Here is a 26,890-nt window from a genome sequence, read left to right on the forward strand (position 1 = left end):
GTCGTGCCTAAAGGTAGCGGAGTCGTCCGCTCACTCGTTCCGGTAGTGGTCGATGAGGAGCGTTCCGGCGCGAACGACCGTGTAGAGTACGGCCGTGACGAATGCGAGCGGGACGACGGTCGGCCACAGAACCGTGAGGTCGTCAAGCAAGTAAACCGCGTGCACGTCGAGGGCCGCGAGCACGCGTGTGAGGAGGCCAAGGGCCGTGTTGAGAGCGGGGGCGAGCAGTATCCAGAACGCGAAGATTCCAGCGACGACGAGGCTCTCACCGAGCGCCCATCGTAGACGGCCGATGATCGAGTCGGGGAGGCTATTGGAGGGCATTATTCGAACGTTTCACGTATCGGATAAAAAAGATTGGGTCGGGCGCGTGCGTCTTGACTGGTTTTATAGTCGGGCGCGCCGGAGACTCGCGTATGCGACCGTTCGACGACACACCCCTCTCGCGTGACGGCAAAGTACTCATCCTCGCGTACGACCACGGCCTCGAACACGGCCCGGTCGACTTCGAGGACGTGCCGGAGACGATGGACCCCGAGACAGTCTGGGACGTGGCGACCCACGACGCCGTTACGGGATTCGCGGTGCAGAAGGGCGTCGCGGAGGCCTACGCCGACCAGTACGACGACGTGAACCTCCTCCTGAAGCTGAACGGCACGTCGAACCTCTGGATGGGCGAACCCGACTCCGCCGTCAACTGCAGCGTGGACTACGCCGCCGAACTCGGCGCGTCCTCCGTCGGTTTCACGCTGTACGGCGGGTCGAACAACGAAATCGAGATGGCCGAGGAGTTCCGGGACGCTCAGGAGAAAGCGCGCGAGCACGACCTTCCCGTCGTGATGTGGTCGTACCCGCGCGGCCAGGGCCTGAAGAACGACACGTCGCCGGGAACCATCGCGTACGCGGCGCGGCAGGCGCTCGAACTCGGCGCTGACGTGGCGAAGGTCAAGTACCCCGGGAGCAAGGAGGCGATGGAGCACGCCGTGAACGCCGCGGGGCCGACGAAGGTCGTGATGTCCGGCGGGTCGAAGACGAGCGACGAGGACTTCCTCACCACGGTTTCGGACGCCATCGACGCCGGCGCGGTCGGTCTCGCGGTCGGGCGGAACGTCTTCCAGCGCGAGAACCCCCGGGAGATGCTGGACGCGCTCGAAGCCGTCATCTTCGAGGAAGCGAGCGTCGACGAGGCGCTCGACTACCTCTGATGCACGAGGTCTTCGAGACGGTCGCGGCGGCCGTGCCCGACATCCGCGCCGGCCTCCCGGGACGCCGCCGAAAGACCGACGAGGAGAACGCGAGCGGGGAGACCCAGCTCGCCGCGGACGTGTGGGCGGACGAACTCCTCGAAGAACGCCTCACCGCGCTCGACTCCGTCGGCGCGTACGCGAGCGAGGAGCGCGACGACGTGGTGGACGCCGGCGACGGCGTCTCCGTCGCGGTGGACCCGCTCGACGGCTCCTCGAACCTCAAGTCGAACAACCCGATGGGGACCGTCGTCGGCGTGTACGACGCGCCGCTCCCCGCATCCGGCACCGGCCTCGTCGCCGCCGGGTTCGTGCTCTACGGCCCCATCACGACGATGGTCGTCGCGGAGGGCGCTGCGGGACGTCCGGCGAGTGACGCGACGGCGACCGAGTACGTCGTGGAGGACGGCACGCCCCGCGACGTGGGGGCCGTCGAACTCCCCGAGGACCCGACGGTGTACGGGTTCGGCGGCCGCGTCCCCGACTGGACCGACGACTTCGAGGCGTTCGTCCGCGAGGTCGAGGACGAACTGAAACTCCGGTACGGCGGCGCGATGATAGCCGACGTGAGCCAGGTGCTGACGTACGGCGGTATCTTCGGCTACCCGGGCCTCCGCGACCGCCCCGAGGGCAAACTCCGCCTCCTCTTCGAGGGCGCGCCAATCGCGTACGTCGTGGAAGCCGCGGGCGGCGCGTCCACCGACGGCGAGCGAAGCCTTCTCGACGTTCCCGCCACGCGCCTCCACCAGCGCACGCCCGTGTTCGTCGGGGACGACGCGTACGTCGAGCGCGTCGAATCGCTGTAGGCCGACATTTTCTTTAGCGACCCACCCCGAGTACTGGTATCCCATCGACACGTCCCCCGACACGGGTTCGACCGGTCGCCCTCCGCGAGGACGCGCGAGCGTGGCTCAGCCGAAACGCGTCCTTCACGCTCGTCGACGACTCGCCCGACGCGGTCGCCGTGAGCGACGACTCCACGCTCTCCGTGGACGCGCCCGCGGTCGGCTACGGTACCGGTCCCGCCGGCGCCGCTGCCGTCGTGGACGCGGACGTACCGGACAGTCACGCGCGTCTCGCCGCCGCGATCCGCGACGCCGCTGGCCACGACGCCCGCGCGTTCCCGATTCCGGTCGGCGAACCCGCGCGGTTGGACGCCCTCGCCCGCTACGACTTCTCGACGCCCGCGCTCGCCGCACACCTCGACGCGCTCGCCGTCGCGGTCCGCGAATCCCTCGACGCCGACGTGGGGTTCGTCGGCGTGCTGGACGCGGACACCGAGCGCTTCCTCGGCGTCGACGGCGCCGACTTCGCCGACATCTCGCGCGCCGACGCCGTCTGCGCGCACGGACTGCTCGCCGACGGCCCGGTCTGCATCCCCGACCTCGACGCCGACGTTCGGTTCCCCAGCAATCCGCTCGACGGCTTCGACCCCGCGGCGTACGCCGGCGCGCCCCTCACCACCTCGGACGGCCACCGTCTCGGGATGGTGTGCGTGCTCGACTCCGAACCGCGCGAGTTCGGCGGCGACGACGAGCGCGCCCTCTCGTGGTTCGCGGACTAGGTCGTCTCGCACGTCGAACGCCGGGGCGCGTAAGGGGAAACTGTTTCAAGCCGGTTCGACGAACGGGCCAGTATGAAGGTTCGTATCGGTGCAAACGCTACCGCCGAGGAGGCGGCGGCGGTGGCCGCCGCGCTCGCCGAACACTACCGGGACGACGTCGAGGTCTTCGTGGGGGAGAGCGACACACCCGCCGCGACCCGCGACGGGCCCGACGAGTCGGAACCAGAACAGGAGTACGAACCCACCGAGCGCGAAGAACAGCTGTGGGACGAAATCGAAGAAATCCTCGACGGCGGCCCGGAGAAGTACAAAGAACGCCTCTCCGAGCAGGGGAAACTGTTCGTCCGCGACCGTCTCGACCTCTGGTTCAACGCCGAGCAGAGCTCGGCTGGCAGCCGGACGGAGTCCGGCGACGGCGATGACGGCATTCTGTTCGAGGACGGGAAGTTCGCCGAGTGGGACTCAGAGGACCAGTTGCCCGCGGACGGACTCATCACGGGCGCGGCGGAGTTCGAGGGCCGCGACCTCCACTTCATGGCGAACGACTTCACCGTGAAGGCGGGGTCGATGGCGGAGAAGGGCGTGGAGAAGTTCCTCCGGATGCAGCAGCGCGCGCTCAAGACCGGGAAGCCCGTGCTCTACCTGATGGACTCCTCCGGCGGCCGCATCGACCAGCAGTCCGGGTTCTTCGCGAACCGCGAGGGCATCGGGAAGTACTACTATAACCACTCCCAGCTCTCGGGACGCGTCCCCCAGATCTGCGTGCTGTACGGGCCGTGTATCGCCGGCGCGGCCTACACGCCCGTGTTCGCGGACTTCACCGTGATGGTGGAGGGAATGAGCGCGATGGCTATCGCCAGCCCGCGGATGGTGCAGATGGTGACCGGCGAGGACATCGACATGCAGGAACTCGGCGGAGCGCGCATGCACGCCGAGGAGTCCGGGAGCGCGGACCTCGTCGCCGAGGACGAGGAACACGCCCGCGAACTCGTCGCGCAACTCACCTCCTACCTCCCGAACAACAGCGACGAGAAACCACCGCAGACAGACGGGAAGCCGCCCGCGAAGTCCCCGAAGGGCATCGACGCGGTCATCCCCGACGCCCCGAACCGCGCGTACGACATGCACGACGTCATCGACCGCGTCGTTGACGCCGGGAGCTTCTTCGAACTCAAGGAGTCCTACGGGAAGGAAATCCTCACCGGGTTCGGGCGCGTCGACGGCCGCCCCGTCGGTATCGTCGCGAACCAGCCCGCAGAGCGCGCGGGCGCAATCTTCCCGGACGCCGCCGAGAAGGCCGCCGAGTTCGTCTGGACCTGCGACGCCTACAACATCCCCCTCCTCTACCTCGCCGACACGCCCGGCTTCATGGCCGGCTCCGGCGTCGAGAAGGAGGCCATCCTGGAGAAGGGCAAGAAGATGATTTACGCCACCTCCGCCGCTACCGTCCCCAAGCAGTGCGTCGTCGTCCGGAAGGCCTACGGCGCCGGCATCTACGCGATGAGCGGCCCCGCCTACGACCCCGAATCCACCATCGCACTCCCGTCCGGCGAAATCGCCATCATGGGTCCCGAAGCCGCCATCAACGCCGTCTACGCGAACAAACTCAACGACATCGAAGACGAGGAGGAACGCGAGAAACGCGAACAGGAACTCCGCGAAGAATACCGCGAGGACATCGACGTGCACCGGATGGCGAGCGACGTGGTCATCGACGACATCGTCCCGCCCAGCACCCTCCGCGACGAACTCACCAACCGCTTCGACTTCTACGAAACCGTCGAGAAAGACGTCCCGGACAAGAAACACGGCACCATCATCTAGACCCCACGTTTTTCCTCCTCGGGTTCGCCGCTGGCGTCGTTCGAAAGAGCGCAAAGCGCTCTTTCGTGATGACGAGAGAGCGAAGCTCTCTCGAACCAAACCGCTCGGAGCAAAAACCTGGACTAAAAAGTGTCGCGCTCACTCCGTTCGCGCGGGAATGCACAGTCTGCCGTCCGCCACCTGCCTACGGTTTCCGGGCGAACAGGAGGTAGCCAGTGTGGCCGACGCCGGCCGTGCTGGGTCGGCTGCCGCGGTCGTCGAAGTCCATGCGGCGCTGGATGGTCTCGCGGGTTTCGACTTCCACGAGGCCGGCGTCGCGCGCGGCGAGTTCGCACTCGCGGGCGTTCTCGACGAACGGCGAGTAGACGGCGAGGAACCCGCCGCCGGCGAGATGGTTGGGAACGCGCTCGACGAGTTCGGGCGCGTTCGGCGTGTCGAGCGTCACGAGGTCGAACTCGTCCAGTTCGTCGAGTTCGTCCGTGAGGTCGCCGGTTCGCACGTCGACGGTGTCGTCCACGTCCGCGAGTTCCATGTTCTCGCGGGCGACCTCGGCGAACTCCTCCTTTCGTTCGAACGTCGTGACGGTCGCGCCGAGGCGCCCGAGGTAGGCGGCGAGCACGCCCGTCCCCGTGCCGGCGTCGAGCACGCGGTCACCGCGCGCCGCACCCGTATGGCCGATTACGAGGCCGATGTCCTTCGGCATCATCGGCGCGCCCGTGCGCTCGAGGTGGTCGAAGAGGTCGGGGCCGCGGAGGGCGCGCACCCGGAACTCCTCGCCGAGATGGGACTCGACGGTGTCCCCCGGTTCCACGTCCTCGGCGAGGTGGAGGACGCCGAGGTCCGTGTGGACCTCCTCCCCGGGTTCACAGAGGAATTCGCGGTCGCCCCGAACGACCAGTATCACTCTACGCGGTCAATCGCAGCCGCGAGGTCGCCGCCGGTCGCTTCGAGCGCCGCACGCGCTTCCTCCGCGCTCACGCCCGCACGGGCCGCGACGAGCTCGACGTCGTCGTCCGGAATCCCCGTGGATTCGCCCGCCGACTCGGCCTCGCCGGACTCGACTTCGCCAGCGGTGCTCTCGCGCTCCTCGGGTTCGCCGATGACCTGGTAGGTCTCCTGGCCGCGCGCGTCGATACGCGTCACGTCGGCGTCCGTGAACACGAGCTCCGTCCCGTCTGCGGTTCGGATGACGATCTCTTCGGCGTCGATAGTCTCCGTATCGATCCCCATCTGTTCCATCATCTGTTCCATCTTCCGCGGATTCATTCCGCCACCTCCTCCAAACATACCCAGAGAGTCACGCCGCGCGGCAAAAAACATGGCGGGTCCGACCGCAGAACACGCGGTCACTCGTCGCGGTCCGCGCCCCCACTCCCTCCCCGCGGCCGCTTAGTCGCCGCCTGCACCCTCTCTGACTTTCACCGCCATCCCGGAGTCGAAGTCCAGCATACCTTGTGCGTCGAGTTCCGCGCGACCGACGGCGATGACTTCGCCGCGTTCGTGTTCGACGACGACCTCGTCCTCGGGGCGGATGGCGTCGTCCGCTTCGTCGACGAACTTCGCGAAGACGTTCCGGCCGTCGCGGACGAACGGCTCGCTCTCGTCGCCGACGGTCACGCGGTAGCCGTCGATTGCGTCGTAGAGCCGGCGGCCGCCCGCGAGGCCGAGCGTGAACCGGCCGTCCATCCCGACGGAGACGAGGCGGCCGTTATCGCTCACGACCTGCCGCGGCCGCCCGGATGCCGAGCGCTCCACGCGGAACTCCTCGCCGTCCGGGAACAGCGCGTCGTCCGCTCCGCGACCGAACTGGTAGACCGCCATCCGCCGCAGCACCGCGAACTCGTCCATACCCGTTCAGGGGCCGCGACCCGCAAAACCCCGTCGAACCGATGGAGAATGGCTTATATGGCCCGCGGGAGAACCCATAGCTACGATGGCAAACCAGAAAGTCCTCTCCGGCGGCGCGCTCCTCGCGGTCGGAACCGTCCTCATCCTCTGGACCGGCATCAACTGGAACGGCGGTGCCGTCTCGCTCGGTATCGCCGCGCTCTCCACCATGCTCCTCGCGGCCGGCAGCCTCCTCATGGGGACGAGCGAAGGCGGGCGCTCCGTCTAGAGCAGGAACGTGTCCTCGCGGTCGCCGAGGTCGACGAACGCGTCCGCGCTCTCCTTGAGTTCGTCCGCGGTGCTCGACGCGAACCCCATCACTTCGATGCGCACGCCCTCGTGGCGGAGGTGACTGCATAATCGGGAGAAGTCGCCGTCGCCCGTGCAGAGCACGACGGTGTCGACGTGGTCGGCGAGCGTGACGGCGTCGAGGCTCATCCCCACGTCCCAGTCGGCCTTCTTCGACCCGTCGCCGAACGTCTTGATGTCCTTGATTTTCGTCTCGAACCCGATGTCGACGAGCGCGTCGAAAAAGGACTCCTCGTTCGGGCTGTCGGCGCGGATGACGTACGCGATGGCGCGCGTGAGTCGGCGGTTCTGCACGGCTTCCGAGAGGAGGCTCTCGTAGTCGACGTTCCGCGAGTACCGGCTGTGCGCGGAGTGATAGAGGTTCTGCGCGTCCGCCAGCACGGCGACGCGCTGGTCGTCGTGGATATCCGTCATACCGGGTCTGTGCCGGCCAGTCCTAAAAACTACGCGTCCGGCGTCCCGAACCGAGTGAGGGAGAGCGTGTCGGGGTCGAGGTCGTAGTACGACTCCCACGCAGGTGCGAGCGTGACGACTCGCGTCGGGCCGTACGTCGATTCCGTGTGTTGGTGGTGGTGGCCGACGAGGCAGAGGTCGGGTTCGAGCGCGTCGAGGAGTTCGTCGATGTACTGACAACCCACGTCGTACTCCTCGTCGACCGGCGCGCCGTGTGGCGCTTCGTGCGTCAACAGGACGTCCACGCCCGCCAGTTCTTTCGCGGCGGCGACGTCCTCGCGGACGAAGTGCCGGCGGCGGTCGTCGCGGAGGTCGCGGCGGGCGTAGTTGTACCGGGACGGCGCGTAGTTCCCGGATAGTCCGGCGACTCGGAGTCCCTGCACGTCGACGGCGTCGCTCGCGAGCAGTCGCGCGTTCTTCACGCGGTCGCTCTCGATGCGGCCGTGGCGGAGCGCGTCGATGACGTCGAAGTCCTCGTTGTTCCCCGCGATGAAGTACGTCTGTATCGGCAGTCGGTAGTAGAAGAGGTCGCCGGCCTGGAGCGCCACGTCGGCGTCGCTCGCGCGGTACGCGGCGAGGAGCGCCTGGCGCCGGTCGGGTTCGTTCGCGTGTGCGTCTCCGAGAACGAGCATTCACGTCACGGTCGGGCCGCGGGACACATAAACCCGGGCGGCAGCGCTCCGCGGACGGCAGAGGTTGCGAACGGCGACAACGCTTTACGACCCCAACCCCCAAACTGGAGTATGTGCCACGCGCGCTCCACTCGGTCGTCCGCGGCGGGGAGCGCTGGCGTCGTTTTCTCCTCGGGTGCGAAACGCAAACGCGCGCAGTAGTGGCTCCGCGCGGACTGACATTTCGTGCCGGGCCGTCCCCGACTGAATCACGCTCCGACCACGACGACTCCCGAGACACATGACACGAAACCTCACATCCGGCGTCTTCCCGGCGATGGTGACGCCCTTCGACGCGGACGGCAGTATCGACCACGACCAACTCGCAGCGGACGCCCGACGACTCGCGGACGCGGGCGTCGACGGCCTCGTTCCCGTCGGCAGCACGGGCGAGTCCGCGACGCTCACGCACGACGAACACATCGACGTCATCGAGACCGTCGTCGACGCGGTGGACGTGCCCGTCATCGCGGGAGCGGGGAGTAACGCGACCCACGAGGCCGTCTCGCTCTCCCGGCGCGCCGCGGACGCGGGCGCGGACGCGCTCCTCCTAATCTCGCCGTACTACAACCGCCCCGAGCCCGCGGGCATGGAAGCGCACTACCGACGCATCGCGGACGAAGTCGACATCCCCCAAATCATCTACAACGTCCCCGGACGCACCGGCCGAAACATCGCCGTCGACACCGCGGTGTCGCTCGCGGACCACGAGAACATCATCGGGTACAAGGCCGCGAGCGGCGACCTCGGCCGCATCGGCGAAGTCGCCGAACGCACCCGTAACGCGGAGTTCTCCGTGCTCTCCGGTGACGACGCCATGACGCTTCCCACGATGGCCGCCGGCGGCACGGGCGTCATCAGCGTCGCCGCGAACGTCGAACCCGAGCGGATGGTCGAACTGGTCGAGCGCGCCCACGACGACGAGTACGCGGCCGCTCGCGACGTGCACCACGAACTCGGGCCGCTCTTTCGAGCGCTGTTCGCGGAGACCAATCCCGTGCCCGTGAAGCACGCGCTCTCCCTCCGCGGGCACGGCACCGCGACGTTCCGCGACCCGCTGTCGCCGGCGAGCGAGGAGACTATCGACCGACTCGACGCTGTCCTCGCCGAGCTATGAGAATCGGCGTCACCGGCGCGACCGGCCGCATGGGCCGCGAAGTCCTCGCCGCCGCCCGCGAGCGCGACATCTCCGTGGCGTTCGCCGTCTCCCGCACGCCCGACGACGCCGACACCGACGCGCCCGTCGTCACGCCCGCGGAGTTCGCGGCCGCCCTCGACGACCACCAGCCCGATGCAATCGTGGACTTCACTGTCCCTGAAGCGGCGGTCGAGTACGTCGCGGCCGCGGCGGACGCCGGCGTCCCCGTGGTCACCGGCACCACCGGCTTCAGTGAATCCGACGAGGCCGCGCTCCGGGACGCCGCCGACTCGATTCCCGTCGTCCGGGGCGCGAACTTCTCCCGCGGCGTGCAGGCGCTCCTTTCGGTCGCCCGCACCGCCGTCTCCGCGCTCCCCGAGTACGACGTGGAACTCACCGAAACCCACCACAACGGGAAGCGTGACGCTCCCAGCGGCACCGCGAAGCGCATCCTCGACACCGTTGAAGCCGAACGCGAGGACGCCGGCGAGCGCGTGCACGGCCGCGAGGGCGACGCGCCCCGTCAGCCCGGCGAAATCGGCGTGCACGCCCGCCGCGCCGGCGACATCACGGGCGAACACGAACTCCTCCTCGCCGGCAACGACGAGTCGCTCTCGCTCACGCACCGCGCGGGCGACCGCGGCGTGTTCGCCGCCGGCGCGCTCGACGCCGCCCGCTTCGTACAGGACGCCGAACCGAACTACCACCGATTCTCCGACATCGCAGCCGACCTATGACACTCGAATCCGACATCTCCGACCTGTGGCAGCGCCACCAGAACGACGAGGCGTCCTTCAGCGAGGCCGAGGACACCCTGGACGCGTTCCTCGACGCGCTCGAAGCCGGCGACATCCGCGCCGCCGAGAAGACCGATGGGTCGTGGGAGGCGAACGAGTGGGTGAAGCAGGGCATCCTCCTGAACTTCGGCCTGCGCGCGACCGAGGCCCGGGAGTACGGCGATGTCACCTACCACGACGTGCTCCCGCTCCGCGACACCGCCGACCTCGGCGAGCGCGGCACTCGGAACACGCCCGACGGAACCGTCATCCGCCGCGGCGCGTACGTCGGCGAGAACGCCATCATGATGTCGCCCTCGTTCGTGAACATCGGCGCGTACGTCGGCGACGGCACGCTCGTCGACTCCTCGGACACTGTCGGCTCCTGTGCGCAAATCGGGAGCGACGTGAAGCTCGGCGCGAACACGCTCATCGGCGGCGTCCTCGAACCCGTCGAGAGCGCGCCCGTCGTCGTCGAGGACGGCGTCAGCCTCGGCGCGGGCTGCCGCGTCACCTCCGGGTTCGTCGTCGGCGAGAACTCCGTCGTCGGCGAGAACACCCTGCTCTCCCCCCGGATTCCGGTCTACGACCTCGTGGAGGACGAGGTTCTGTACGGAGAACTCCCGCCGGAGCGCCGCGCGTTCGCGCGGTTCGTGGAGTCCTCGGTGAGCGACAACGACCTCATCCCGGGCGCGGCGTACAAGCCCGCGGTCGTCGCGACCGAACTGGAGAACCAGACGCTGGAAGCCAGCCAGCGGGAGGACGAACTCCGGTGAGCGTACGCCGGCTCGCCGAGTGGTCCGACACCCGCCTCCGTCGGCTCGCCGACGAGCACGGCACGCCGCTCTACGTGCAGGACCACGACCGCGTCCGCGAGAACTACCGGCGGCTCGTCGACGCGTTCCCGGACGCGGACGTGCTGTACGCCGTGAAGGCGAACGCCGGCCGGCACGTCCTCGACACGCTCCGCGAGGCGGGTGCGGGCGCGGAGTGCGCGAGCGCCGGCGAACTGAAGCGCGCGCTCGATGCCGGATTCGACCCGAGCGATATCCACTACACGCCCGTCAATCCGCCCGCCCGCGACCTCGACTACGCGGTCGACCGCCTCGCCGATACGGACGCCACGGTCACCGTCGGCTCAGCCGACACGCTCGACCGGCTCGCGGAGCGCGGGTTCACCGGCCGTGTGCTGGTGCGCGTCCACCCCGGCGTCGGCGCGGGCCACTCGGCCGAAGTCGCGACGGGGGCGGACGCGAAGTTCGGCGTCCCCCGTGACCGCGTGCACGGCGTCCTCGCCGACGCGGACGACCGCGGGTTCGACGTTCGCGGCCTGCACGCCCACACGGGAAGCGGCCTCCTGACCGCGAGCGACCGCGACGACCACCGTACCGTCGTCGAGACGCTCGCCGACCTCGTCGCCGACAGCCCCGTGGACCTCGACCGCGTGGACGTGGGCGGCGGGTTCGGCGTCCCCTACCGCGAGTCCGAACCGCCGCTCGACCTCGACGCCGTCGCGGCCGCCACCCGGGACGCCCTCGCCGGCCTCGACGTCGACCTCGTCATCGAACCCGGCCGCTACCTCGTCGCCGACGCCGGCGTCCTCCTCACCACCGTCAACACCACGAAGGAGACCGACGGCGACCTGCTCGCCGGCGTCGACGCCGGGATGACGACGCTGATTCGGCCCGCGCTCTACGACGCCTACCACGCCGTCCGCAACCTCGCGCCCGACGCCGCCGACCGAATCTCCGTCTCGACCTCCGTGGTCGGCCCCGTCTGCGAGAGCGCGGACGTCCTCGCCGAGGGCCGCGACCTCCCGCGCGTCGAACGCGGCGACCTGCTCGCCGTCGGGAACGCCGGCGCGTACGGCGTCGAGATGGCGAGCACGTACAACTCCCGACCCCGGCCCGCCGTCGTCGCGCTCGACGGTGACGGCGAGACGCTCGTCCGTCGGCGCGAGACCCTCGCCGACCTCACACTCCACGAAGCATGATTCCCTACGACATCTACCACGGCACCAGCAACGACTTCGCCATCGTCGACGCGAACGCACAGCACGTCCCGGACCGCAGCGCGTTCGCGGAGTCGCTCTGCGCCGACCTCGACATCGACGGCGTCCTCTTCCTCGCGATTAACGACTCCACTCGACCGCCGCGGGCGGTGATGACGCTCGTCCAGCCTGACGGCGGCACCGCCGCGATGTGCGGGAACGGCGCGCGCTGTGCGGCACGCTGGGTCGCCGCGCGCACCGACGCCGACGAAGTGATGCTCGACACGCAGGCCGGCACCCGCCGCACCGTCGTGGACGGCGACGACGTGGCGGTCGAGATGGGCGCGCCCGCCTTCACTCCCGCGTCCGTCCCCGTCACCGGCGACGACCCGATGATTCGCGAGGATATCGCGGGCTACACCGTCACCGCGGTGAACACGGGCGTCCCGCACGCGGTCGCGTTCGTGGACGACGTGGACGCCGTCGACATCGACGCGGACGCCCCGCCGATTCGCCACCACGACCGCTTCCCCGAGGGCGCGAACGCGACGTTCGCGGAGGAAACCGAGACGGGATTCCGCCAGCGGACGTTCGAACGCGGCGTCGAGGGTGAAACCCAGTCCTGCGGCACGGGCGCGGTCGCTGTCGCGGTCGTCGCCGCCCGCGAGGGCCGCGTCCCCGAGAACGCCACCGTCAGCGTCTCCCCGCCCGGCGGCGACCTCACCATCGACCTCGACGGCGACACCGCCGTGCTCCACGGCCCCACGACCGTCGTCGGGGACGGCGAAGCCGAGCGCACGCCCGTGCGCCGGATGGACACGTGAACCCCCTCGACTTCCTCGAGCGCGCGGTCCGCACGCCCTCCCACGAGAACGTCGACGCGATGCGCACCCTCCTCCTGGACGAACTCGCCGACCACGACCCCGAGGTGGACGACGCCGGGAACGTGCTCGCCTCTCGGGGGTCGGGCCGGCCGCACGTCGTCCTCAACACCCATATCGACACCGTGCCGCCGCACGTTCCCGCCAGCCGCGACGGCGACACGCTCCACGGCCGCGGGTCCTGTGACGCGAAGGGACCGCTCGCCGCCCTGCTCGCCGCGTTCGACCGCGTCGACCCCGATACGGGCCGAGTGACGCTCGCGGTCACGCCGGACGAGGAGACGGACTCGACCGGTGCGCACGCCCTCGAACTGGCCGATGTGGACGGGTACATCGTCGGCGAACCCACGAGCCTGAACGCCTGCACGAGCGCCCGCGGGCGCTTCCAGGGGACCGTCGAACTCGGCGGCGAGGGCGCGCACGCCGCACAACCACAGGAGGGCGTGAACGCGATTCAGGCCGCCGCGCCCGTGCTCGACGCTATCGACTCCTACGACGCCGAACACGGCCCGAGCCGGCACGACGAACTGGGACCGCCGACGCTCGTCGCCACCAAGATTCGGGGCGGCGAGGCGACGAACCGCGTCCCGAGCGACGCCAGCGTCACGTTCGACCGGCGGAGCGTCCCGCCCGAAACCGAGGCCGAGTTCTTCGCTGCGTTCGCGGACCACGTCGGCGTCTCCGTTCCCGACGACGTGACCGTCACCGTCGCGCGCGCCGAGCGCGACACGCCCTTCCTCGAAGCCTTCCACACGCCGAGCGACGCGAGCGTCGTTCAGGCGCTCGTCGACGCCGGCGCGGGCCGCCCCCGTCCGTTCGGCGCCGCCACCGAAGCCTCCTACTTCGCGACCGACGCGCCGACGGTCGTCTTCGGCCCCGGCGACCTCGCCGTCGCGCACTCCAGCGACGAACACGTCGCCCTCCCCGACGTGGAGCGCGCCGCCGAGGTCGTCGAAGGCGCGCTCGCCGACCTGGTCGGGTAGGTCACGTCGGAAGTGCGGCGAAGACCGAGAACACGAGGAAGCGAACGGCGAAGATAGCGGCGTACCACGCGCTCGTAGCGACGAGGATGAGCCACGTCGCGCCGTCGTAGCCGTTCGAGTCCCAGTCGACGCCCAGCCGCGGGAGGCCGACCGCCGCGACGACCGGTCCCCCGACGACGTACACGACGGAGACGAGGGCGAGCGCGGCGAGGAACGCGCCGAGGTAGGGGAGCGAGAGCGCGACCGCGACCACCGGGTACGTGACGCCGAGCGAGCCGGTCGGCGGGAGCGCGGAACAGCGCACGGAGCCGTTCCGACGCCAGAACCGGACTCCAGACGACCGCCGCGACCAGACCCGGGGCGAGCGCGAACGCGAGCGTCCACACCCACGCCGCGACCGACTCGGGAATCCGTACGAGCACGCGGGCGTGTTCCGGCACGCCCGAGATAGGTCTTCTCCCTAGAACGCGCCGACGCCGAAGACGACCGTGAGAACGGCGGTGAGAATCGGAACCATGGCGACGTCGAGGAGGACGCCCGCGCGCAGCATCTCGTCGCGAGTGACCTCGCCGGTGCCGTAGACGATGGCGTTCGGCGGGGTGGCGACGGGGAGCGCGAACCCGAAGCTCGCCGCGGCGGCGCTCCCGACCGCGAGATAGGTCGCCGCCTCGGGGCCGGTCATCCCGAACGCGGGGCCGACGGCGAGGCCGACGCCGATGAGGAGGGGGGCCATCACGGCCGCGGTCGCCGTGTTCGAAGCGAGTTCGGAGAGCGCGACGGTGACGAGCGCGACGACGGCGAGCAGGAGGACGATGGACGGGAGCGCGAGGCCGCCGAACAGCGCGCCGGCGAGCCACTCGGTCGCGCCGGTCTGCCCGAGCGCGTCCGCGAGACTGATGCCGCCGCCGAACAGGAGGAGCGTCGCCCAGTCGATATCTCGGATGCTGTTTTCGTCCGCCGCGCCGACGAGCACGAGGAGCGGCACGGCGAGCAGGCCGACGAGCGCGTAGTACAGCAGTCCCTGGTGGCCGAGCGTGCCGAGCGCGGACTCGCCCGTTCCGCCGAAGACGGTGACGTGCCACGTCGCCGGAAGCAGGCCGTCGAGGAGGAAGCCGAGGCCGCCGACGACCCAGAGGCCGGCGACCAGCGCGAACACGGCTGCGACCCGGCGGCCGTCGCGGTCCAGCGCGGGAACGTCGGGGTGGTCGGCGGGCGCGAGCGCGTCCGCGTCGAGGGCGGGCGGGAAGACGGCGAGCAGGACGGCGCAGACGACGGGGAGGCTCACCGCGGCGAGCGGGACGCCGACGAGCAGCCAGTCCGCGAAGGACACCGAGACACCGAGCAGTTCGTCGAGTTGGCCGACGACGATGGCGTTCGGCGGCGTGCCGATGAGGGTGGCGACGCCGCCGACGGACGCGGCGTACGCGACGCCGAGCAGGAGGGCGACGCGGAAGTTCCGGCCGCCGCCCGCGGACTCCGCGATGCCGAGTGCGACGGGAGCCATCAGGGCCGCCGTCGCCGTGTTCGAGATGACCATCGACAGCGCCGCGGTCGAGAGCATCACGCCGAACACGGTTCGGCGGGGCGTGGAGCCGACTCGTCTGAGGAGCGCGAACGCGACGACACGGTCGATGCCGTGCTCGCGGAGCGCGCCGGCGAGCACGAACGTCCCGAGGAAGAGGAAGACGACGGGGTCCGCGAACCCGGAGAGCGCGCCTTCGAGCGAGGACACGCCGAGTCCGGCGAGGAGCATCGGGACGCAGAGCGCCGTCACCGAGAGCGGGAGCGCGCCCGTCACCCAGAGTACTGCCGCGAACACGCCGGTCGCGAGCGCGTACCGGCCGGTCGTCGATAATCCCTCCGCGGACAGGCCGAACGCCACCAGTCCCGTGAGTGCGAGCGCGCCCGCGACGGTGAGCGCGTTCCGCTGATTCATCACCTCCCTCGTCTCGCGGTATCGAGAAAAACCCCCGTGCGGCGGAAGCCTTATGATGGAGTGTAAAGTAGGATTTACTGTAAAGGGTGCTTTACACAATGTCGGTGTCACAGACTGAAACGGGATTCACCCGTCAAACCTACGAACGAATCGTGTACGGGCTGTTCGCGCTAGCCATCATCGGCCTCTTCGCCGGAATGGGATTCGACCGCCCGGTAGCGGGCATCGCCGTCTACCTGCTCGGCTGCTGGCTCGGCGGCGGTATCGCCGTGCTCGCGCCGAAGTTCACCGACGCGACACTCCAGGACGAACGCGACGACGACCTCCACAACCGCGCGAGCGGCCTCACGATGGGTATCGCTATGCTGGTCGGTCTCAGCGTCATCCCCGCGCTGTACGTCCTCGACGCCGGCAACTACGTCGAACTCACGGGAACCGTCTGGGGCGGCATCTGGGTCGCGTCCGCGCTCTTCCTGCTCTACGGCGTCTGCTTCGGCGTCGTCAAACGCCGCCAATGAAAAACGACCTCCCCGAGCGACGCGAGCGCGCGGGCCTGAGTCAGGCCGACCTCGCCGACGCCGTCGGCGTCACCCGCCAGACCATCAACGCCATCGAACGCGACCGCTACGACCCCTCGCTCGAACTCGCGTTCGCCCTCGCCGCCCACTTCGACTGCCGGATAGAGGACGTCTTCACGCCCGACGACTAGAAGCCCTTCCCCATCAGCTCGCGGGCGATGATGTTCTTCTGAATTTCGGTGGTCCCCTCGTAAATCTGGGTGATTTTCGCGTCGCGATAGAGGCGTTCAACGTCGAAGTCGTTGACGTAGCCCGCGCCGCCGTGAATCTGGACGGCCTCGTCCGCGCACTCGACTGCGGTCTTCGACGCGAACTCCTTCGCCATGGACGCGAGCGCGGTGAGCTGGTCGTCCGCGTTGTCCACGCTCCACGCGCTCTTGTACGTGAGGTTGCGCGCGGCCTCCGTCTTCGTGTGCATCTCGGAGAGCTTGTGCTGGATGGCCTGGAACTCCCCGATGGACTTCCCGAACTGCTCGCGCTCCTGCGCGTAGTCGAGCGCGCGCTCGCACGCGCCCTTCGCGATACCCACCGCTTGTGCGGCGACCATCGTCCGCGTCTCGTCGAAGAACTGCATCAACTGGAGGAAACCCATGCCCTCCGTTCCCACGAGGTTCTCCTCGGGGACACGCACGTCGTCGAAGATGAGTTCGGCGGTGTCGCTCGCGCGGATACCGAGTTTGCCCGTGATTTTCTCCGAGCTGAAGCCGTCGCGGTCGGACTCCACGATAATCTGACTGAAGCCCGCGTACCGGTCCTCAGCGTCGGGGTTCGTCTTGCACATCACGACGAAGTAGTCCCCGACCGAGCCGTTCGTAATCCACATCTTGTTGCCGTTGAGGACGTATTCGTCGCCGTCCTTCTCGGCGCGCGTGGAGACGGCGGACACGTCGCTGCCCGTGTCCGGCTCCGAAATCGCGGTTCCCATGACCGCGTCGCCCGCCGCGATGGGCGCGAGGTACTCCTCCTTCTGCTCCTCGGTGCCGAACTCGCGGATGGCGTCCGCGCCGAACGCCGCGCTCGTGATGGAGAGCGCGATACCCGGGTCGTAACTGAACAGTTCCTCGATGATGATGGCGTTCTCCAGGGGAGTGTAACCCGCGCCGCCGTACTCGATAGGGATGCCGGAGCCCGTGAGCCCCATCTCCGCGGCCTTCTCCATGACTTCGTAGGGGTACTTTTCCTCCACGTCGTACTCGGTGGCGACGGGCGCAATCTCGTTCTCCGCGAACCGTCGAACCTCCTCCCGAATCGCTTCCTGCTCGTCGGATAGCTCGAAATCCATACGAGAGTTCTTCCCACACGCGGGCTTAGGCGCTCCGGAACTACCGGAAACGGACACGGAGTTCATTCCGCGCGCTGTTTCACTCCGCGTCGCGCGCCAGCTCCGCGCCGTATCCCGTGTACGAGGCGGGCGTGAGCGCGAGCAGCTCCTCCCGCACGGATTCGGAGACGTCGAGGTCGCGGAACAGCTCGTGGAAGTCCTCGATGGTGACGCGGCGACCCCGCGTGAGGGCCTTCACGCGCTCGTAGGCGTCGCTGTGGCCCTCCCGGCGGAGGATGGTCTGCACGGCCTCCCCGATGACCTCCGGCGTGTCGTCCAACTCGGCGCGCATCACCTCGGGGTTCGGTACGACCTTCCCGAGGCCGTCCCCGAGCTTCAGGTAGCCGATGAGGCAGTGCGCGAACGCACTCCCGATGTTTCGCTTCACCGTGGAGTCGGAGAGGTCGCGCTGGAGTCGGCTCTTCGTCAGGTAGTCTCCGAGGAATTCGAGGTCGGAGTTCGCCTTCGAGAGGTTCCCCTCGGAGTTCTCGAAGTCGATGGGGTTCACCTTGTGCGGCATCGTCGAACTCCCCGTCTCGCCCGCTGTCGCCTCCTGTCCGAGGTATTTATCGGAGACGTAGCGCCAGGCGTCCCGGTCGAGGTCGAGGAGCACGTCGTTCACGCCGCCGAGCGCGTCGAACAGCTCGCAGAGGTCGTCGCTCGGGTTCACCTGCGTGACGTGGCTCGCGTGCTGGAGGCCGAGTTCGTGGACGAACTCCCTACTAAATGCTCGCCAGTCCACGTCGGGGTAGGCGGCGCGGTGCGCGGCGTAGGTGCCGGACGCGCCCGCGAGCTTTCCTTCCAGTCCGTCGAGCGCGTCGTCGACGCGGCCGAGCGCGCGGCCGAGCCGGCTCGCGTACACCGCCATCTCCTTCCCGAACGTCGTCGGCGTCGCGGGCTGGCCGTGCGTCCGCGCGAGCATCGGAACCTCAGAATACTCGTGCGCCATCTCGACGAGTTCGTCCCGCACGTCGCGGAGTTCCGGCACCAGCACGTCCTCGACTGCGGGCCGCACCAGGATGCGGTAGGCGAGGTTGTTCACGTCCTCGCTGGTGAGGCCGAAGTGAATCCACGAGTGCGCGCGAGCCGGCGCGCCCTCCCGGACGAAGTACTCGACGGCCTTCACGTCGTGGTTGGTCGCCGCGTACTCGCCGTAGCCCTCCGTCTCGATTTGCTTCACGAGCTCCGCGTCGGACTCGTCGAACGCGTCGTACAGGTCGCGGAGCGCCGCCACCTCGTCGTCCGTGAACGCCAGCGGAATCGCGTCCACCTCGGCGAGCGAGAGCACGTACTCGACTTCGACCTCGACGCGCGCGCGCATCAGTGCGGCTTCGCTCGCGTACTCGGCGAGCGGGCGGGTTCGGCCGGCGTAGCGGCCGTCCAAGGGACTCACGGCGTACAGCGGGTTCATGGCGGGGAGTGACGCCCGCACGCAAAAGGCGTGTCGAAACATCACGGGAGTGCATATAACGAACCCATACCTCCCCGAACGGCCGTGTTTCTATCCGCGTCCCTGCATACCTGGCTGCGTAGAACCGCAATTACTTTGCGGCGCGCGCGCCCGGACTCGGGTATGACGACCATCGCCGGTCTCGCCGGGAACCGCGGCCGCAACCTCCGGAACATCGCGGACACGCTCGACGACGTAGAACTGGGCGTCGTGCTCACGAACCGCGCCGATGCGCCCGTTCTCGACGCCGCCGCCGACCGCGGCATCCCCACCGAGGTCGTGACCCGCGAGGAGGGCGAGTCCCGCGAATCCCACGAGGAACGCGTGCTCGACGCGCTCGCCGACTACGACTTCGACCTCGTCTGCCTGGACGGGTACATGCGGGTGCTCACCGACACCTTCCTCGACGCCGCGCCGCTGACGCTGAACGTCCACCCGAGCCTCCTCCCCGCCTTCGACGGCATGAACGCCCACCAGCAGGTGCTGGACGCGGGCGTCCGCGTCACCGGCTGCACTGTCCACATCGTCACCGAGGAGGTGGACGACGGCCCAATCGTCACCCAGGAACCCGTCCCCGTCTTCGAGGACGACGACGCTCAGGCCCTGAAGGAGCGCGTGCTCCACGAGGCCGAGTTCGAGGCGTACCCGCGCGCAGTCCAGTGGTTCCACGACGGCGACCTCACCGTCGAGGACGGCGAAGTCAGCATCCCTGCGGACGCGTCCGGCGACTTCCCCGTGCGCCGACTCGTCTCCGACGACCGCGACAGCGAACTCCGGTACGGCGAGAACCCCCATCAGAACGCCGCGGTCTACCGCGACCGCACCACCAGCGAGGCGAGCGTCGTCGGCGCACCCCAGCTGAACGAGGGCGCGAAAGCGCTCTCCTACAACAACTACAACGACGCGGACGGCGCGCTCGACCTCATCAAGGAGTTCGAGGAACCGGCGGCCGCCGTCATCAAACACACCAATCCCGCGGGCTGCGCGACCGCCGCCACCCTCAGCGACGCGTACGCCGACGCGCTCTCCACCGACCCGATGAGCGCCTTCGGCGGTATCGTCGCGCTCAACCGCGAGTGCGACGCCGAGACCGCGGAACAAATCGTGGACTCCTTCAAGGAAGTCGTCGTCGCGCCCGGCTACACCGACGCCGCCCTCGACGTGCTCACGGGGAAGAAGAACCTCCGCGTGCTCGACGTCGGAAGTCTGGACGGCTACAGCGAGCGCTTCACCGAGAAACCGCTCACGGGCGGCCGGCTCGTTCAGGAACGCGACCGCCAGTCTCTCACCGCCAACGACCTCGAAATCGTGACGGAGCGCGAACCCACGGACGAACAAATCGAGTCGATGCTGTTCGCGTGGCAGACCATCAAGCACGTCAAATCGAACGCCATCCTGTTCGCGCAGGGAACCGAAACTGTCGGCATCGGCATGGGACAGGTCTCCCGCGTCGACGCCGTCCGACTCGCCGCGATGAAGGCCGACGAACACGCCGAGGGCAAGTCCGCCGACGGCGCCGTGATGGCGTCCGACGCCTTCTTCCCGTTCCCGGACGGCGTCGAGGAAGCCGCCGACGCCGGCATCAGTGCAGTAATTCAGCCCGGCGGCAGCGTGAACGACGACGACGTCATCGAGGCGGCCAACGACCACGACATCGCGATGGTCTTCACCGGGAACCGGGCGTTCCGGCACGACTGATAGTTCTGGTCCTGGCGGTGCCGGAAATCCAGAGATTTCCTGCACGGCGGAAGACCGGTCTTCCGCAAGACTCTCCAAGGGCGACGAGCGAGCGGTGCGAGCGAGGAGGGCTTGGGTCTTTCACCGGGAACCGGGCGTTCCGGCACGACTAGCGTTCGCGTTTCGGGGGTCGCTGAGGGCGTGGTTCGACAGGCCTTTGCGGCCGCCCGGTGAGGACTCGGTGTATGCGATACGACGAGGCTGCGGACTTCCTGCTCGACCTCCAGCGGTACCGGCCGCGCGCGGGCACGGACTCGACGGCCGACCTACTGGACGCGCTCGGCGACCCCCACGAGGGGCCGGCGTACGTCCAGATTGCGGGGTCGAACGGGAAGGGGAGCACCGCCCGGATGCTCGAATCCGTTCTCCGGGAGGCGGGCCTGGACGTGGGGCTGTTCACGTCCCCGCACTTCGACGACGTGCGGGAGCGCGTTCGCGTGAACGGCCGGAAGATGCCGAAATCGGCGCTCACCGAGTTCGTCGAGGACGCGAAACCCCACCTCGTGGAGCGCGCGGCGGCCGACGACCCGGCGACGTTCTTCGAGGCGGTGACCGCGATGGGGCTCTGGCACTTCGGCCGCGAGGACGTGGACGTGGCGGTGCTCGAAGTCGGCATCGGCGGGAAGTACGACGCGACGAGCGTCGTCGACCCCGAAGCCGCGGCGGTGACGAGCGTGACGCTCGAACACCAGAGCGTGCTCGGGGACACCGTCGAGGAGATAGCGCGCGACAAGGCGCACGTCGCGCCCGCGGACCGCCCGCTCGTCACCGCCGCCACCGGGGACGCGCTCGACACTGTCCGCGACCAAGCGGGCGATGTGGTCGTCGTGGGCGAGGACGTGACCGTCGACTACCGGGGGCGAGTCGGCCTCGCGGAGGCCGCGGTGGGCATCGACGGCGGGGACTGGGCGGTGTCGGCGCGCCTCCCCCATCCCGGCCGACACCAGGCCGAGAACGCGGGCGTCGCGGCCGTGCTCGCGCGCCAGCTCGCGGACGCTGATTCCGGGACAATCGCGCGCGGCATCCGGGGCGCGCACTGGCCCGGCCGGTTCGAGGTGATGGACGATTCGCCCCTGACCGTGCTCGATGGCGCGCACAACCCCGGCGCGTGCGACGCGCTTGCCGACGTGCTCGCGGAGTACGACTACGACGACTTGGTGCTCGTGCTGGGTGCGATGAACGACAAGGACCACGCGGGGATGGCGGACGCGCTCCCCGACCCCGCGACGGTCGTCGCGTGCGAACCCGCGACGCCGCGCGCCGAAGACCCTGACGTACTCGCCCGGGTCTTCGAGGACCGAACGGACGACGTGCGGGTCGTCGAGAACGTCGAATCCGCGCTCGACACGGGACTCGACGCCGCCGGCCCCGACGACCTCGTGCTCCTCACGGGGTCGCTGTACGCGGTCGCGGAGGGGCGGCGGCGCTGGACGCGCACCGCCACGCCCCGCGTCGTTCGCGGTCGGGGTGACGCGACTCGGGCGCTCGACGCCGCCGACGCCCCGGATGGAACCCCGGACGACCACGTGGGTGCGACCAGAACCATCCGGCTCCGCGAGCGCCAGGCGGAACGCGTGGAGACCGCGATGACCGCCGCTGGCGGCGCCTGCGAGGTGTCCGCGCTCCGCAGCCAGCCCGGGAACTACCTCGGCGTGGTGCTCTCCGGCTCCCGCGCGACCTTCAGCGCGCTCTGCGACCGACTCGACGACGCCCCGGACGGCCTGCCCGCGGTCGCGTCCGACCTCCGCGACTCCTTCGACACCGAGGGGACGAACTACCCGTGGGACGACGGCACGGCCGTGATGGGCATCCTGAACGTCACGCCCGATTCGTTCCACGACGGCGGCGAGTACCGCGCGGTCGAGGACGCCGTCGCGCACGCGGAGGACCTCGTCGCGGCGGGCGTGGACGTCATCGACGTGGGCGGCGAGTCCACGCGACCCGGCGCGGACCCCGTGCCCGCCGCGGAGGAAATCGACCGTATCGTCCCCGTCATCGAACGCATCAGCGACCTCGACGCGCTTGTGAGCGTGGACACGATGAAGGCCGAGGTCGGACGCGCCGCGCTGGAGGCGGGCGCGGACATCCTCAACGACGTGACCGGACTGGGCGACCCCGAGATGCGGTTCGTCGCCGCCGAGCACGACGCGCCGCTCGTCGTGATGCACTCGCTGCACGCGCCCGTCGAGCCGGGCGAGTCCGTCACGTACGACGACGTGGTGGACGACGTGCTCGACGAACTCCGCGAGCGCGTGCTGCTCGCGGAGAAAGCCGGCCTGTCGCGGGAGAAGATTATCGTCGACCCCGGCATCGGGTTCGGGAAATCAGTCGGGGAGAACTTCGAGATTCTCGACCGTACGGCGGAGTTCCGCGCGCTCGGCTGTCCCGTGCTCGTCGGACACAGCCACAAGTCCATGTTCGGGCGAGTAGACCGCTACCCGGACGAGGGCGGGTACGCGACCGTCGCCGCGACCGCGCTCGCGGCCGACCGCGGCGCGGACATCGTGCGCGTCCACGACGCCGCGGAGAACGTCGCCGCCGTCCGGGTCGCGGACGCAGTTCGCGGGGGGAGTGACGATGCCTGACGACGCCCGCGACCTCCGGCGGCGCGTGATGGACGGCTACGACGGCCTCGCGGACGCGTACGCCGACCAGCGCGACGCCAGCGACGACGACCCCGACCTGCTCGCCCGACTGCTGGCCGACCTCCCCGAGGGCGCGCGCGTACTCGACGCCGGCTGCGGCGCCGGCGACCTCGTCCTCGACTCGCTTCCCGCGAACGCGACGGGCGTCGGTATCGACCTCTCCCGCGAACAGGTCGAGCGAGCGAGCGCCCGAACGGACGCCGTCGCCCGAGCCGACATGACCCGCCTGCCGTTCGACGCGAACGCGTTCGACGCCGCCACCGCGATGTACTCGGTGATTCACGTCCCCGCCGCGGACCACGGCAGTTTCTACGCGGAACTCGCGCGCGTCCTCCGCCCCGGCGGCGACGCAGTCGTCGTCACCGGCCACGACGCGTGGACGGGCGCGAACGCGGACTGGCTCGACGCGGGCGTCGAGATGGCGTGGAGCTGGCCGGACCTCGAAGAGACGCGAGAACTGGTGGCCGACGCCGGCCTCGAAATCCGCGCGGAAGAAGACGTGGGGGACTCACTCGGCGGGGAGTTCCGCCACCTCCGCCTGCGTCAGTCGTAGCCCGCGCCGCCCCCGCGGTAGAAGTCGAGGTACGTCTCCGCGAAGGCCGTTTCGTCGCGGTCGGCGAACCGCTCCGACACGTCCTCCCGGGGGATGTCCGTCGCCTCGGCGAGGCGTTCCGTTATCTCCTCGTCGTTCGTCGCGAGGAACCCACGGGGTTCCTGCTCGACGAGTTCGTGCGCGCTCGACTGCGCGTGGTACTCCACGATACCGACGCAGCCGCAGGCGAGCGCGCGCAGGAGGTCGGTCGCGAACGTCGTCCGGCGCGCCGTGTGCACGTAGACGTGCGCGTCCTTGAACAGCGCGATGCGCTCCGTCACGTCCTTCTCGCCGACGAACTCGACGCGGTCGTCGATGCGGAGGTCGCGGACCTGGCGCTCGTAGTTCGCGCGCTCGGGGCCGTCCCCGACGATGGTCGCGCTCCAGTCGTACTCGCGGAACTCCGCGAGCGCGAGCAGGAGGCTTTCGAGGTTCGCGTCCTCGTCCAGCCGCCGCGAGTAGACGATGTCGCCGCAGGGCTCGGGGTCGGTGGTTCGGATGCGCTCCATCTCGATGGGGTTCCCGAGCGTCGTGAGCGCCGAGGAGGGGACGCCGGCTTCGCGGAGCGCGGTGGCGACGGTCCGTGCCGGGACGACGACGGGACCGCCACCGGCTGCGAACCGCAGACAGCGGTCGGCGAGCGCGCCGCGCTCGGGGGAGTCGTACACGTCGCTCACGAACGCGGTGTCCCCGAGCGCGCCGACGCGAGCGGCCGCGAGGTGGCTCGGCGGGCCGAACGCGTGCACGACCTCAGGGTCGAGTTCGTGGAGCGCGCCCGGCACTCGAACCGGGAACTTCCAGTCGTCCGGCTCGTCGGTGGCGGCGACGTACTCGATGTCGTCGTGTTCGAACTCGTCCACGTCGCCCTCCCACCACTGACTGCAGAGGACGGACACGTCGTGGCCGCGCGCGACCAGGAGGCCGGCGAGGCGGTCGAGGCGTTCGGCGGACTCCGGGACGGTCTCGTGATGGACTGTGTGGTCCGCGACGAACGCCACGCGCATACACGAGAGGATTCGAGGTGCGCATAAAAGGTTTCACGGTTCGGGTTCCGCCACCCGAACGGCTTTCCTGCTCGGTTCGCACCCTCCGGTATGGCGTACGACATCGAACGATATCTCAACATCCGGAGCGCCGGCGGCCCGTCGTTCGGCCCGGACGGCCGGCTCGCGTTCCTGATGGACACCACGGGAACGAACCAGGTCTGGCAGCTCGACGAACCGGAGTCGTGGCCGGACCAGCTCTCCTTCCACGAGGAGTCCGTCTCCTTCGCGTCCTACTCGCCTGCCCGCGAGGAACTCGTCTACGGGATGGACGAGGGCGGAAACGAGAAAACCCAGCTCTTCCGATTGAGCGCGGACGGCAGCGAGGACGTCCCTCTCACCGACGACCCGGAGAGCATCCACCAGTGGGGCGGCTGGAGCCACGACGGCGAGCGGTTCGCGTTCACCGCGAACAGGCGCGAGGAGGGCGACTTCGACGCGTACGTCCAGCGCCGTGACGAGACCGGTGAGGACGCCGAGTTGGTGTTCGACGGCCGCGGCATGGACTGGCTCACCGTCGCCGGGTGGAGTCCATCGGACGACCGGCTCGTCGTCCACGAGATGCACTCGAACCGCGACCACGACCTCTACGTTCTCGACCTCGACACCGGCGAGTACGAGCACGTCACGCCCCACGACGGCGACGTGCGGTACGGGAGCGTCGCCTGGCATCCGAGCGGCGACTCCCTCCTCGTCTCCACCGACCACGGGGCGGACACGCGCCACCTCGCCGAACTCGACCTCGACACGCTCGACCTCGACACCCGCGTGGAGGGCGACGGCTGGAATGTCGAGTCTCTCGCCGTCGACCACGACTCCGGGACGCTCGCCGCGATTCGGAACGTCGACGGCTACAGCGAACTCACACTCTACGACCTCCCCGACTGGACCGAGCACTCGACCCCCGACCTCCCGAACGGCGTCGTGATGGGATTGAGCTTCGGCCCCGACGCCGAGGCGGTCGCGGTCGCTGTCTCCGCGCCCACGGAGAACACGAACGTCCACGTGTTCGACGTTGAGACCGGCGAGAGCACCCGGTGGACGGACGCCGCGACCGCCGGCATCCCGACGGAGTCGTTCACGACGCCCGACCTCGTGCACTTCGACTCCTTCGACGGCCTCGAAATTCCTGCGTTCCTCACGCTCCCGGACGAACCCGGCCCGCACCCCGTCATCGTCGACATCCACGGCGGCCCCGAGGCCCAGCGCCGCCCCTACTTCCTCTCCCTGCGCCAGTACTTCGTCGACAACGGCTACGCCGTCTTCGAACCGAACGTCCGCGGCTCCTCCGGGTACGGCGCGGAGTACATGAACCTCGACAACGTCGAGAAGCGGATGGACTCCGTGAAGGACATCGCCGCAGGTGTCGAGTGGCTCACCGGCCGCGGCGACGTGGACGACGACCGCATCGTCGCCTACGGCGGCTCCTACGGCGGGTTCATGGTACTCGCCGCGCTCACCGAGTACCCCGACCTCTGGGCGGCCGGCGTCGACGTGGTCGGCATCGCGAACTTCGTGACGTTCCTCGAAAACACCGGCGAGTGGCGCAGAGAACACCGCGAGGCCGAGTACGGAAGTCTCGCTGAAGACCGCGAGTTCCTCGAATCCATCAGTCCCATCAACAACATCTCGTCGATTCGCGCGCCCCTGCTCGTCATGCACGGCGCGAACGACCCCCGCGTCCCCGTCGGAGAAGCGGAACAGGTCGCGGAGGAAGCCGCCGAACACGTCCCCGTGGAGAAACTCGTGTTCGACGACGAGGGCCACGGATTCAGCAAGCTGGAGAACCGCATCACGGCGTACCGGAAGACCGTGGCGTTCCTCGACGAACACGTCTAGGGCGATACTTTTTGTAGCGTGCCCGCGCT

Annotated in this window: 28 protein-coding genes; 17 read left to right on the plus strand and 11 right to left on the minus strand. The window is 69.2% G+C overall.

The window, feature by feature from the left end:
- Positions 1-30: 30 nt before the first annotated feature.
- Positions 31-324 (minus strand): hypothetical protein, encoded by a 294-nt coding sequence (locus tag U3A55_RS14740; RefSeq protein WP_330992256.1) that lies wholly within the window; start codon positions 322-324, stop codon positions 31-33.
- Between the two features lie 92 nt (positions 325-416).
- Between U3A55_RS14740 and U3A55_RS14745 the strand changes: the two genes are divergently transcribed.
- The 4 genes from U3A55_RS14745 (at position 417) to U3A55_RS14760 (ending at position 4,632) form a co-directional block, all read left to right on the plus strand.
- Positions 417-1,205, plus strand: a complete 789-nt coding sequence (locus tag U3A55_RS14745; RefSeq protein ID WP_330992257.1) for a class I fructose-bisphosphate aldolase — start codon at positions 417-419, stop codon at positions 1,203-1,205.
- A complete protein-coding gene (locus tag U3A55_RS14750; RefSeq protein WP_330992258.1) occupies positions 1,205-2,050 on the plus strand; it encodes a class 1 fructose-bisphosphatase in 846 nt (281 codons plus the stop codon). Before U3A55_RS14745 ends, U3A55_RS14750 begins: the two co-directional genes overlap by 1 nt.
- A 158-nt stretch (positions 2,051-2,208) precedes the next feature.
- The gene (locus U3A55_RS14755) at positions 2,209-2,808 is read left to right on the plus strand and encodes a GAF domain-containing protein (RefSeq protein WP_330992259.1); all 600 of its coding nucleotides are present in this window, start codon (positions 2,209-2,211) and stop codon (positions 2,806-2,808) included.
- Between the two features lie 72 nt (positions 2,809-2,880).
- Complete coding sequence (locus U3A55_RS14760) at positions 2,881-4,632, plus strand: acyl-CoA carboxylase subunit beta (protein WP_330992260.1); 1,752 nt, start codon at positions 2,881-2,883, stop codon at positions 4,630-4,632.
- Between the two features lie 184 nt (positions 4,633-4,816).
- Here U3A55_RS14760 and U3A55_RS14765 read toward each other — a convergent pair whose 3' ends face one another.
- From U3A55_RS14765 to U3A55_RS14775, 3 genes are all read right to left on the minus strand, one after another.
- Positions 4,817-5,536, minus strand: a complete 720-nt coding sequence (locus U3A55_RS14765) for a tRNA (adenine-N1)-methyltransferase (protein ID WP_442978309.1) — start codon at positions 5,534-5,536, stop codon at positions 4,817-4,819.
- The gene (locus U3A55_RS14770; protein ID WP_330992261.1) at positions 5,533-5,919 is read right to left on the minus strand and encodes a nascent polypeptide-associated complex protein; all 387 of its coding nucleotides are present in this window, start codon (positions 5,917-5,919) and stop codon (positions 5,533-5,535) included. The genes U3A55_RS14765 and U3A55_RS14770 overlap by 4 nt, the downstream gene beginning before the upstream one ends.
- A gap of 102 nt (positions 5,920-6,021) precedes the next feature.
- Complete coding sequence (locus U3A55_RS14775; protein ID WP_330992262.1) at positions 6,022-6,480, minus strand: PUA domain-containing protein; 459 nt, start codon at positions 6,478-6,480, stop codon at positions 6,022-6,024.
- Between the two features lie 85 nt (positions 6,481-6,565).
- Between U3A55_RS14775 and U3A55_RS14780 the strand changes: the two genes are divergently transcribed.
- Complete coding sequence (locus tag U3A55_RS14780; protein WP_227260514.1) at positions 6,566-6,748, plus strand: hypothetical protein; 183 nt, start codon at positions 6,566-6,568, stop codon at positions 6,746-6,748.
- On the opposite strand, the gene U3A55_RS14785 is transcribed toward U3A55_RS14780, so the two are convergent.
- Both U3A55_RS14785 and U3A55_RS14790 read right to left on the minus strand, forming a co-directional pair.
- Positions 6,745-7,242: a LabA-like NYN domain-containing protein gene (locus U3A55_RS14785; protein ID WP_330992263.1), complete on the minus strand. Its 498-nt coding sequence runs from the start codon at positions 7,240-7,242 to the stop codon at positions 6,745-6,747. The genes U3A55_RS14780 and U3A55_RS14785 overlap by 4 nt on opposite strands.
- A 29-nt stretch (positions 7,243-7,271) precedes the next feature.
- The gene (locus U3A55_RS14790; RefSeq protein WP_330992264.1) at positions 7,272-7,913 is read right to left on the minus strand and encodes a metallophosphoesterase family protein; all 642 of its coding nucleotides are present in this window, start codon (positions 7,911-7,913) and stop codon (positions 7,272-7,274) included.
- A 280-nt stretch (positions 7,914-8,193) separates the two neighbouring features.
- Between U3A55_RS14790 and dapA the strand changes: the two genes are divergently transcribed.
- From dapA to U3A55_RS14820, 6 genes are read left to right on the plus strand one after another with little or no spacing between them, the layout of a single operon-like run.
- Positions 8,194-9,069 (plus strand): 4-hydroxy-tetrahydrodipicolinate synthase, encoded by an 876-nt coding sequence (gene dapA / locus U3A55_RS14795; protein WP_330992265.1) that lies wholly within the window; start codon positions 8,194-8,196, stop codon positions 9,067-9,069.
- Positions 9,066-9,827: a 4-hydroxy-tetrahydrodipicolinate reductase gene (dapB, locus tag U3A55_RS14800; protein ID WP_330992266.1), complete on the plus strand. Its 762-nt coding sequence runs from the start codon at positions 9,066-9,068 to the stop codon at positions 9,825-9,827. The genes dapA and dapB overlap by 4 nt, the downstream gene beginning before the upstream one ends.
- Positions 9,824-10,642, plus strand: coding sequence for a 2,3,4,5-tetrahydropyridine-2,6-dicarboxylate N-succinyltransferase (locus U3A55_RS14805; RefSeq protein WP_330992267.1), 819 nt, complete (start codon positions 9,824-9,826; stop codon positions 10,640-10,642). The genes dapB and U3A55_RS14805 overlap by 4 nt, the downstream gene beginning before the upstream one ends.
- Positions 10,639-11,859, plus strand: a complete 1,221-nt coding sequence (gene lysA, locus U3A55_RS14810) for a diaminopimelate decarboxylase (RefSeq protein WP_330992268.1) — start codon at positions 10,639-10,641, stop codon at positions 11,857-11,859. The genes U3A55_RS14805 and lysA overlap by 4 nt, the downstream gene beginning before the upstream one ends.
- A complete protein-coding gene (dapF, locus tag U3A55_RS14815; RefSeq protein ID WP_330992269.1) occupies positions 11,856-12,680 on the plus strand; it encodes a diaminopimelate epimerase in 825 nt (274 codons plus the stop codon). Before lysA ends, dapF begins: the two co-directional genes overlap by 4 nt.
- Positions 12,677-13,720: a M20 family metallopeptidase gene (locus U3A55_RS14820; protein ID WP_330992270.1), complete on the plus strand. Its 1,044-nt coding sequence runs from the start codon at positions 12,677-12,679 to the stop codon at positions 13,718-13,720. Before dapF ends, U3A55_RS14820 begins: the two co-directional genes overlap by 4 nt.
- 1 nt (position 13,721) lies before the next feature.
- Here the strand turns inward: U3A55_RS14820 and U3A55_RS14825 are convergent, their stop codons facing one another.
- Positions 13,722-14,024: a hypothetical protein gene (locus U3A55_RS14825; RefSeq protein ID WP_330992271.1), complete on the minus strand. Its 303-nt coding sequence runs from the start codon at positions 14,022-14,024 to the stop codon at positions 13,722-13,724.
- Between the two features lie 156 nt (positions 14,025-14,180).
- Positions 14,181-15,656 (minus strand): SLC13 family permease, encoded by a 1,476-nt coding sequence (locus U3A55_RS14830; protein WP_330992272.1) that lies wholly within the window; start codon positions 15,654-15,656, stop codon positions 14,181-14,183.
- A gap of 98 nt (positions 15,657-15,754) precedes the next feature.
- Here U3A55_RS14830 and U3A55_RS14835 point away from each other — a divergent pair, with 98 nt between their 5' ends.
- Together U3A55_RS14835 and U3A55_RS14840 are read left to right on the plus strand one after the other, a co-directional pair.
- Positions 15,755-16,174 carry a DUF2178 domain-containing protein gene (locus U3A55_RS14835; RefSeq protein WP_330992273.1) on the plus strand — a complete coding sequence of 140 codons (420 nt, stop codon included), beginning with the start codon at positions 15,755-15,757 and terminating at the stop codon, positions 16,172-16,174.
- On the plus strand, positions 16,171-16,365 hold the full coding sequence (locus tag U3A55_RS14840; RefSeq protein ID WP_330992274.1) for a helix-turn-helix transcriptional regulator: 195 nt from the start codon (positions 16,171-16,173) through the stop codon (positions 16,363-16,365). The genes U3A55_RS14835 and U3A55_RS14840 overlap by 4 nt, the downstream gene beginning before the upstream one ends.
- On the opposite strand, the gene U3A55_RS14845 is transcribed toward U3A55_RS14840, so the two are convergent.
- Both U3A55_RS14845 and purB read right to left on the minus strand, forming a co-directional pair.
- The gene (locus U3A55_RS14845) at positions 16,362-17,516 is read right to left on the minus strand and encodes an acyl-CoA dehydrogenase family protein (protein WP_330992275.1); all 1,155 of its coding nucleotides are present in this window, start codon (positions 17,514-17,516) and stop codon (positions 16,362-16,364) included. The genes U3A55_RS14840 and U3A55_RS14845 overlap by 4 nt on opposite strands.
- A 79-nt stretch (positions 17,517-17,595) precedes the next feature.
- Entirely contained in the window at positions 17,596-18,966 is a 1,371-nt protein-coding gene (gene purB / locus U3A55_RS14850) for an adenylosuccinate lyase (RefSeq protein WP_330992276.1), read from the minus strand.
- Between the two features lie 162 nt (positions 18,967-19,128).
- Here purB and purH point away from each other — a divergent pair, with 162 nt between their 5' ends.
- The 3 genes from purH to U3A55_RS14865 all read left to right on the plus strand — a co-directional run bounded on the left by purH (position 19,129) and on the right by U3A55_RS14865 (position 23,940).
- Positions 19,129-20,703, plus strand: coding sequence for a bifunctional phosphoribosylaminoimidazolecarboxamide formyltransferase/IMP cyclohydrolase (gene purH / locus U3A55_RS14855; protein WP_330992277.1), 1,575 nt, complete (start codon positions 19,129-19,131; stop codon positions 20,701-20,703).
- Between the two features lie 224 nt (positions 20,704-20,927).
- A complete protein-coding gene (gene folP, locus U3A55_RS14860; protein WP_330992278.1) occupies positions 20,928-23,327 on the plus strand; it encodes a dihydropteroate synthase in 2,400 nt (799 codons plus the stop codon).
- Positions 23,320-23,940: a class I SAM-dependent methyltransferase gene (locus U3A55_RS14865; protein WP_330992279.1), complete on the plus strand. Its 621-nt coding sequence runs from the start codon at positions 23,320-23,322 to the stop codon at positions 23,938-23,940. Before folP ends, U3A55_RS14865 begins: the two co-directional genes overlap by 8 nt.
- Here the strand turns inward: U3A55_RS14865 and U3A55_RS14870 are convergent.
- Positions 23,931-24,983 (minus strand): glycosyltransferase family 4 protein, encoded by a 1,053-nt coding sequence (locus U3A55_RS14870; RefSeq protein WP_330992280.1) that lies wholly within the window; start codon positions 24,981-24,983, stop codon positions 23,931-23,933. The genes U3A55_RS14865 and U3A55_RS14870 overlap by 10 nt on opposite strands.
- Positions 24,984-25,073: 90 nt before the next feature.
- Here U3A55_RS14870 and U3A55_RS14875 point away from each other — a divergent pair, with 90 nt between their 5' ends.
- A complete protein-coding gene (locus tag U3A55_RS14875; protein WP_330992281.1) occupies positions 25,074-26,861 on the plus strand; it encodes a S9 family peptidase in 1,788 nt (595 codons plus the stop codon).
- Positions 26,862-26,890: the final 29 nt, after the last annotated feature.

Source organism: Salarchaeum sp. III (assembly GCF_036418315.1).
Classification (GTDB): domain Archaea; phylum Halobacteriota; class Halobacteria; order Halobacteriales; family Halobacteriaceae; genus Salarchaeum.

Bases quoted from the DNA above. Each gene is read 5' to 3' on its own strand.
- U3A55_RS14805 (WP_330992267.1), top strand. From the start codon at position 9,824: ATGACACTCGAATCCGACATCTCCGACCTGTGGCAGCGCCACCAGAAC.
- U3A55_RS14740 (WP_330992256.1), bottom strand. From the start codon at position 324: ATGCCCTCCAATAGCCTCCCCGACTCGATCATCGGCCGTCTACGATGG.
- dapF (WP_330992269.1), top strand. From the start codon at position 11,856: ATGATTCCCTACGACATCTACCACGGCACCAGCAACGACTTCGCCATC.
- dapA (WP_330992265.1), top strand. From the start codon at position 8,194: ATGACACGAAACCTCACATCCGGCGTCTTCCCGGCGATGGTGACGCCC.
- U3A55_RS14745 (WP_330992257.1), top strand. From the start codon at position 417: ATGCGACCGTTCGACGACACACCCCTCTCGCGTGACGGCAAAGTACTC.
- U3A55_RS14835 (WP_330992273.1), top strand. From the start codon at position 15,755: ATGTCGGTGTCACAGACTGAAACGGGATTCACCCGTCAAACCTACGAA.
- U3A55_RS14830 (WP_330992272.1), bottom strand. From the start codon at position 15,656: ATGAATCAGCGGAACGCGCTCACCGTCGCGGGCGCGCTCGCACTCACG.
- U3A55_RS14775 (WP_330992262.1), bottom strand. From the start codon at position 6,480: ATGGACGAGTTCGCGGTGCTGCGGCGGATGGCGGTCTACCAGTTCGGT.
- U3A55_RS14840 (WP_330992274.1), top strand. From the start codon at position 16,171: ATGAAAAACGACCTCCCCGAGCGACGCGAGCGCGCGGGCCTGAGTCAG.
- U3A55_RS14750 (WP_330992258.1), top strand. From the start codon at position 1,205: ATGCACGAGGTCTTCGAGACGGTCGCGGCGGCCGTGCCCGACATCCGC.
- dapB (WP_330992266.1), top strand. From the start codon at position 9,066: ATGAGAATCGGCGTCACCGGCGCGACCGGCCGCATGGGCCGCGAAGTC.
- U3A55_RS14790 (WP_330992264.1), bottom strand. From the start codon at position 7,913: ATGCTCGTTCTCGGAGACGCACACGCGAACGAACCCGACCGGCGCCAG.
- purH (WP_330992277.1), top strand. From the start codon at position 19,129: ATGACGACCATCGCCGGTCTCGCCGGGAACCGCGGCCGCAACCTCCGG.
- U3A55_RS14845 (WP_330992275.1), bottom strand. From the start codon at position 17,516: ATGGATTTCGAGCTATCCGACGAGCAGGAAGCGATTCGGGAGGAGGTT.
- U3A55_RS14870 (WP_330992280.1), bottom strand. From the start codon at position 24,983: ATGCGCGTGGCGTTCGTCGCGGACCACACAGTCCATCACGAGACCGTC.
- purB (WP_330992276.1), bottom strand. From the start codon at position 18,966: ATGAACCCGCTGTACGCCGTGAGTCCCTTGGACGGCCGCTACGCCGGC.
- U3A55_RS14780 (WP_227260514.1), top strand. From the start codon at position 6,566: ATGGCAAACCAGAAAGTCCTCTCCGGCGGCGCGCTCCTCGCGGTCGGA.
- U3A55_RS14760 (WP_330992260.1), top strand. From the start codon at position 2,881: ATGAAGGTTCGTATCGGTGCAAACGCTACCGCCGAGGAGGCGGCGGCG.
- folP (WP_330992278.1), top strand. From the start codon at position 20,928: ATGCGATACGACGAGGCTGCGGACTTCCTGCTCGACCTCCAGCGGTAC.
- U3A55_RS14865 (WP_330992279.1), top strand. From the start codon at position 23,320: ATGCCTGACGACGCCCGCGACCTCCGGCGGCGCGTGATGGACGGCTAC.
- U3A55_RS14875 (WP_330992281.1), top strand. From the start codon at position 25,074: ATGGCGTACGACATCGAACGATATCTCAACATCCGGAGCGCCGGCGGC.
- U3A55_RS14785 (WP_330992263.1), bottom strand. From the start codon at position 7,242: ATGACGGATATCCACGACGACCAGCGCGTCGCCGTGCTGGCGGACGCG.
- U3A55_RS14770 (WP_330992261.1), bottom strand. From the start codon at position 5,919: ATGTTTGGAGGAGGTGGCGGAATGAATCCGCGGAAGATGGAACAGATG.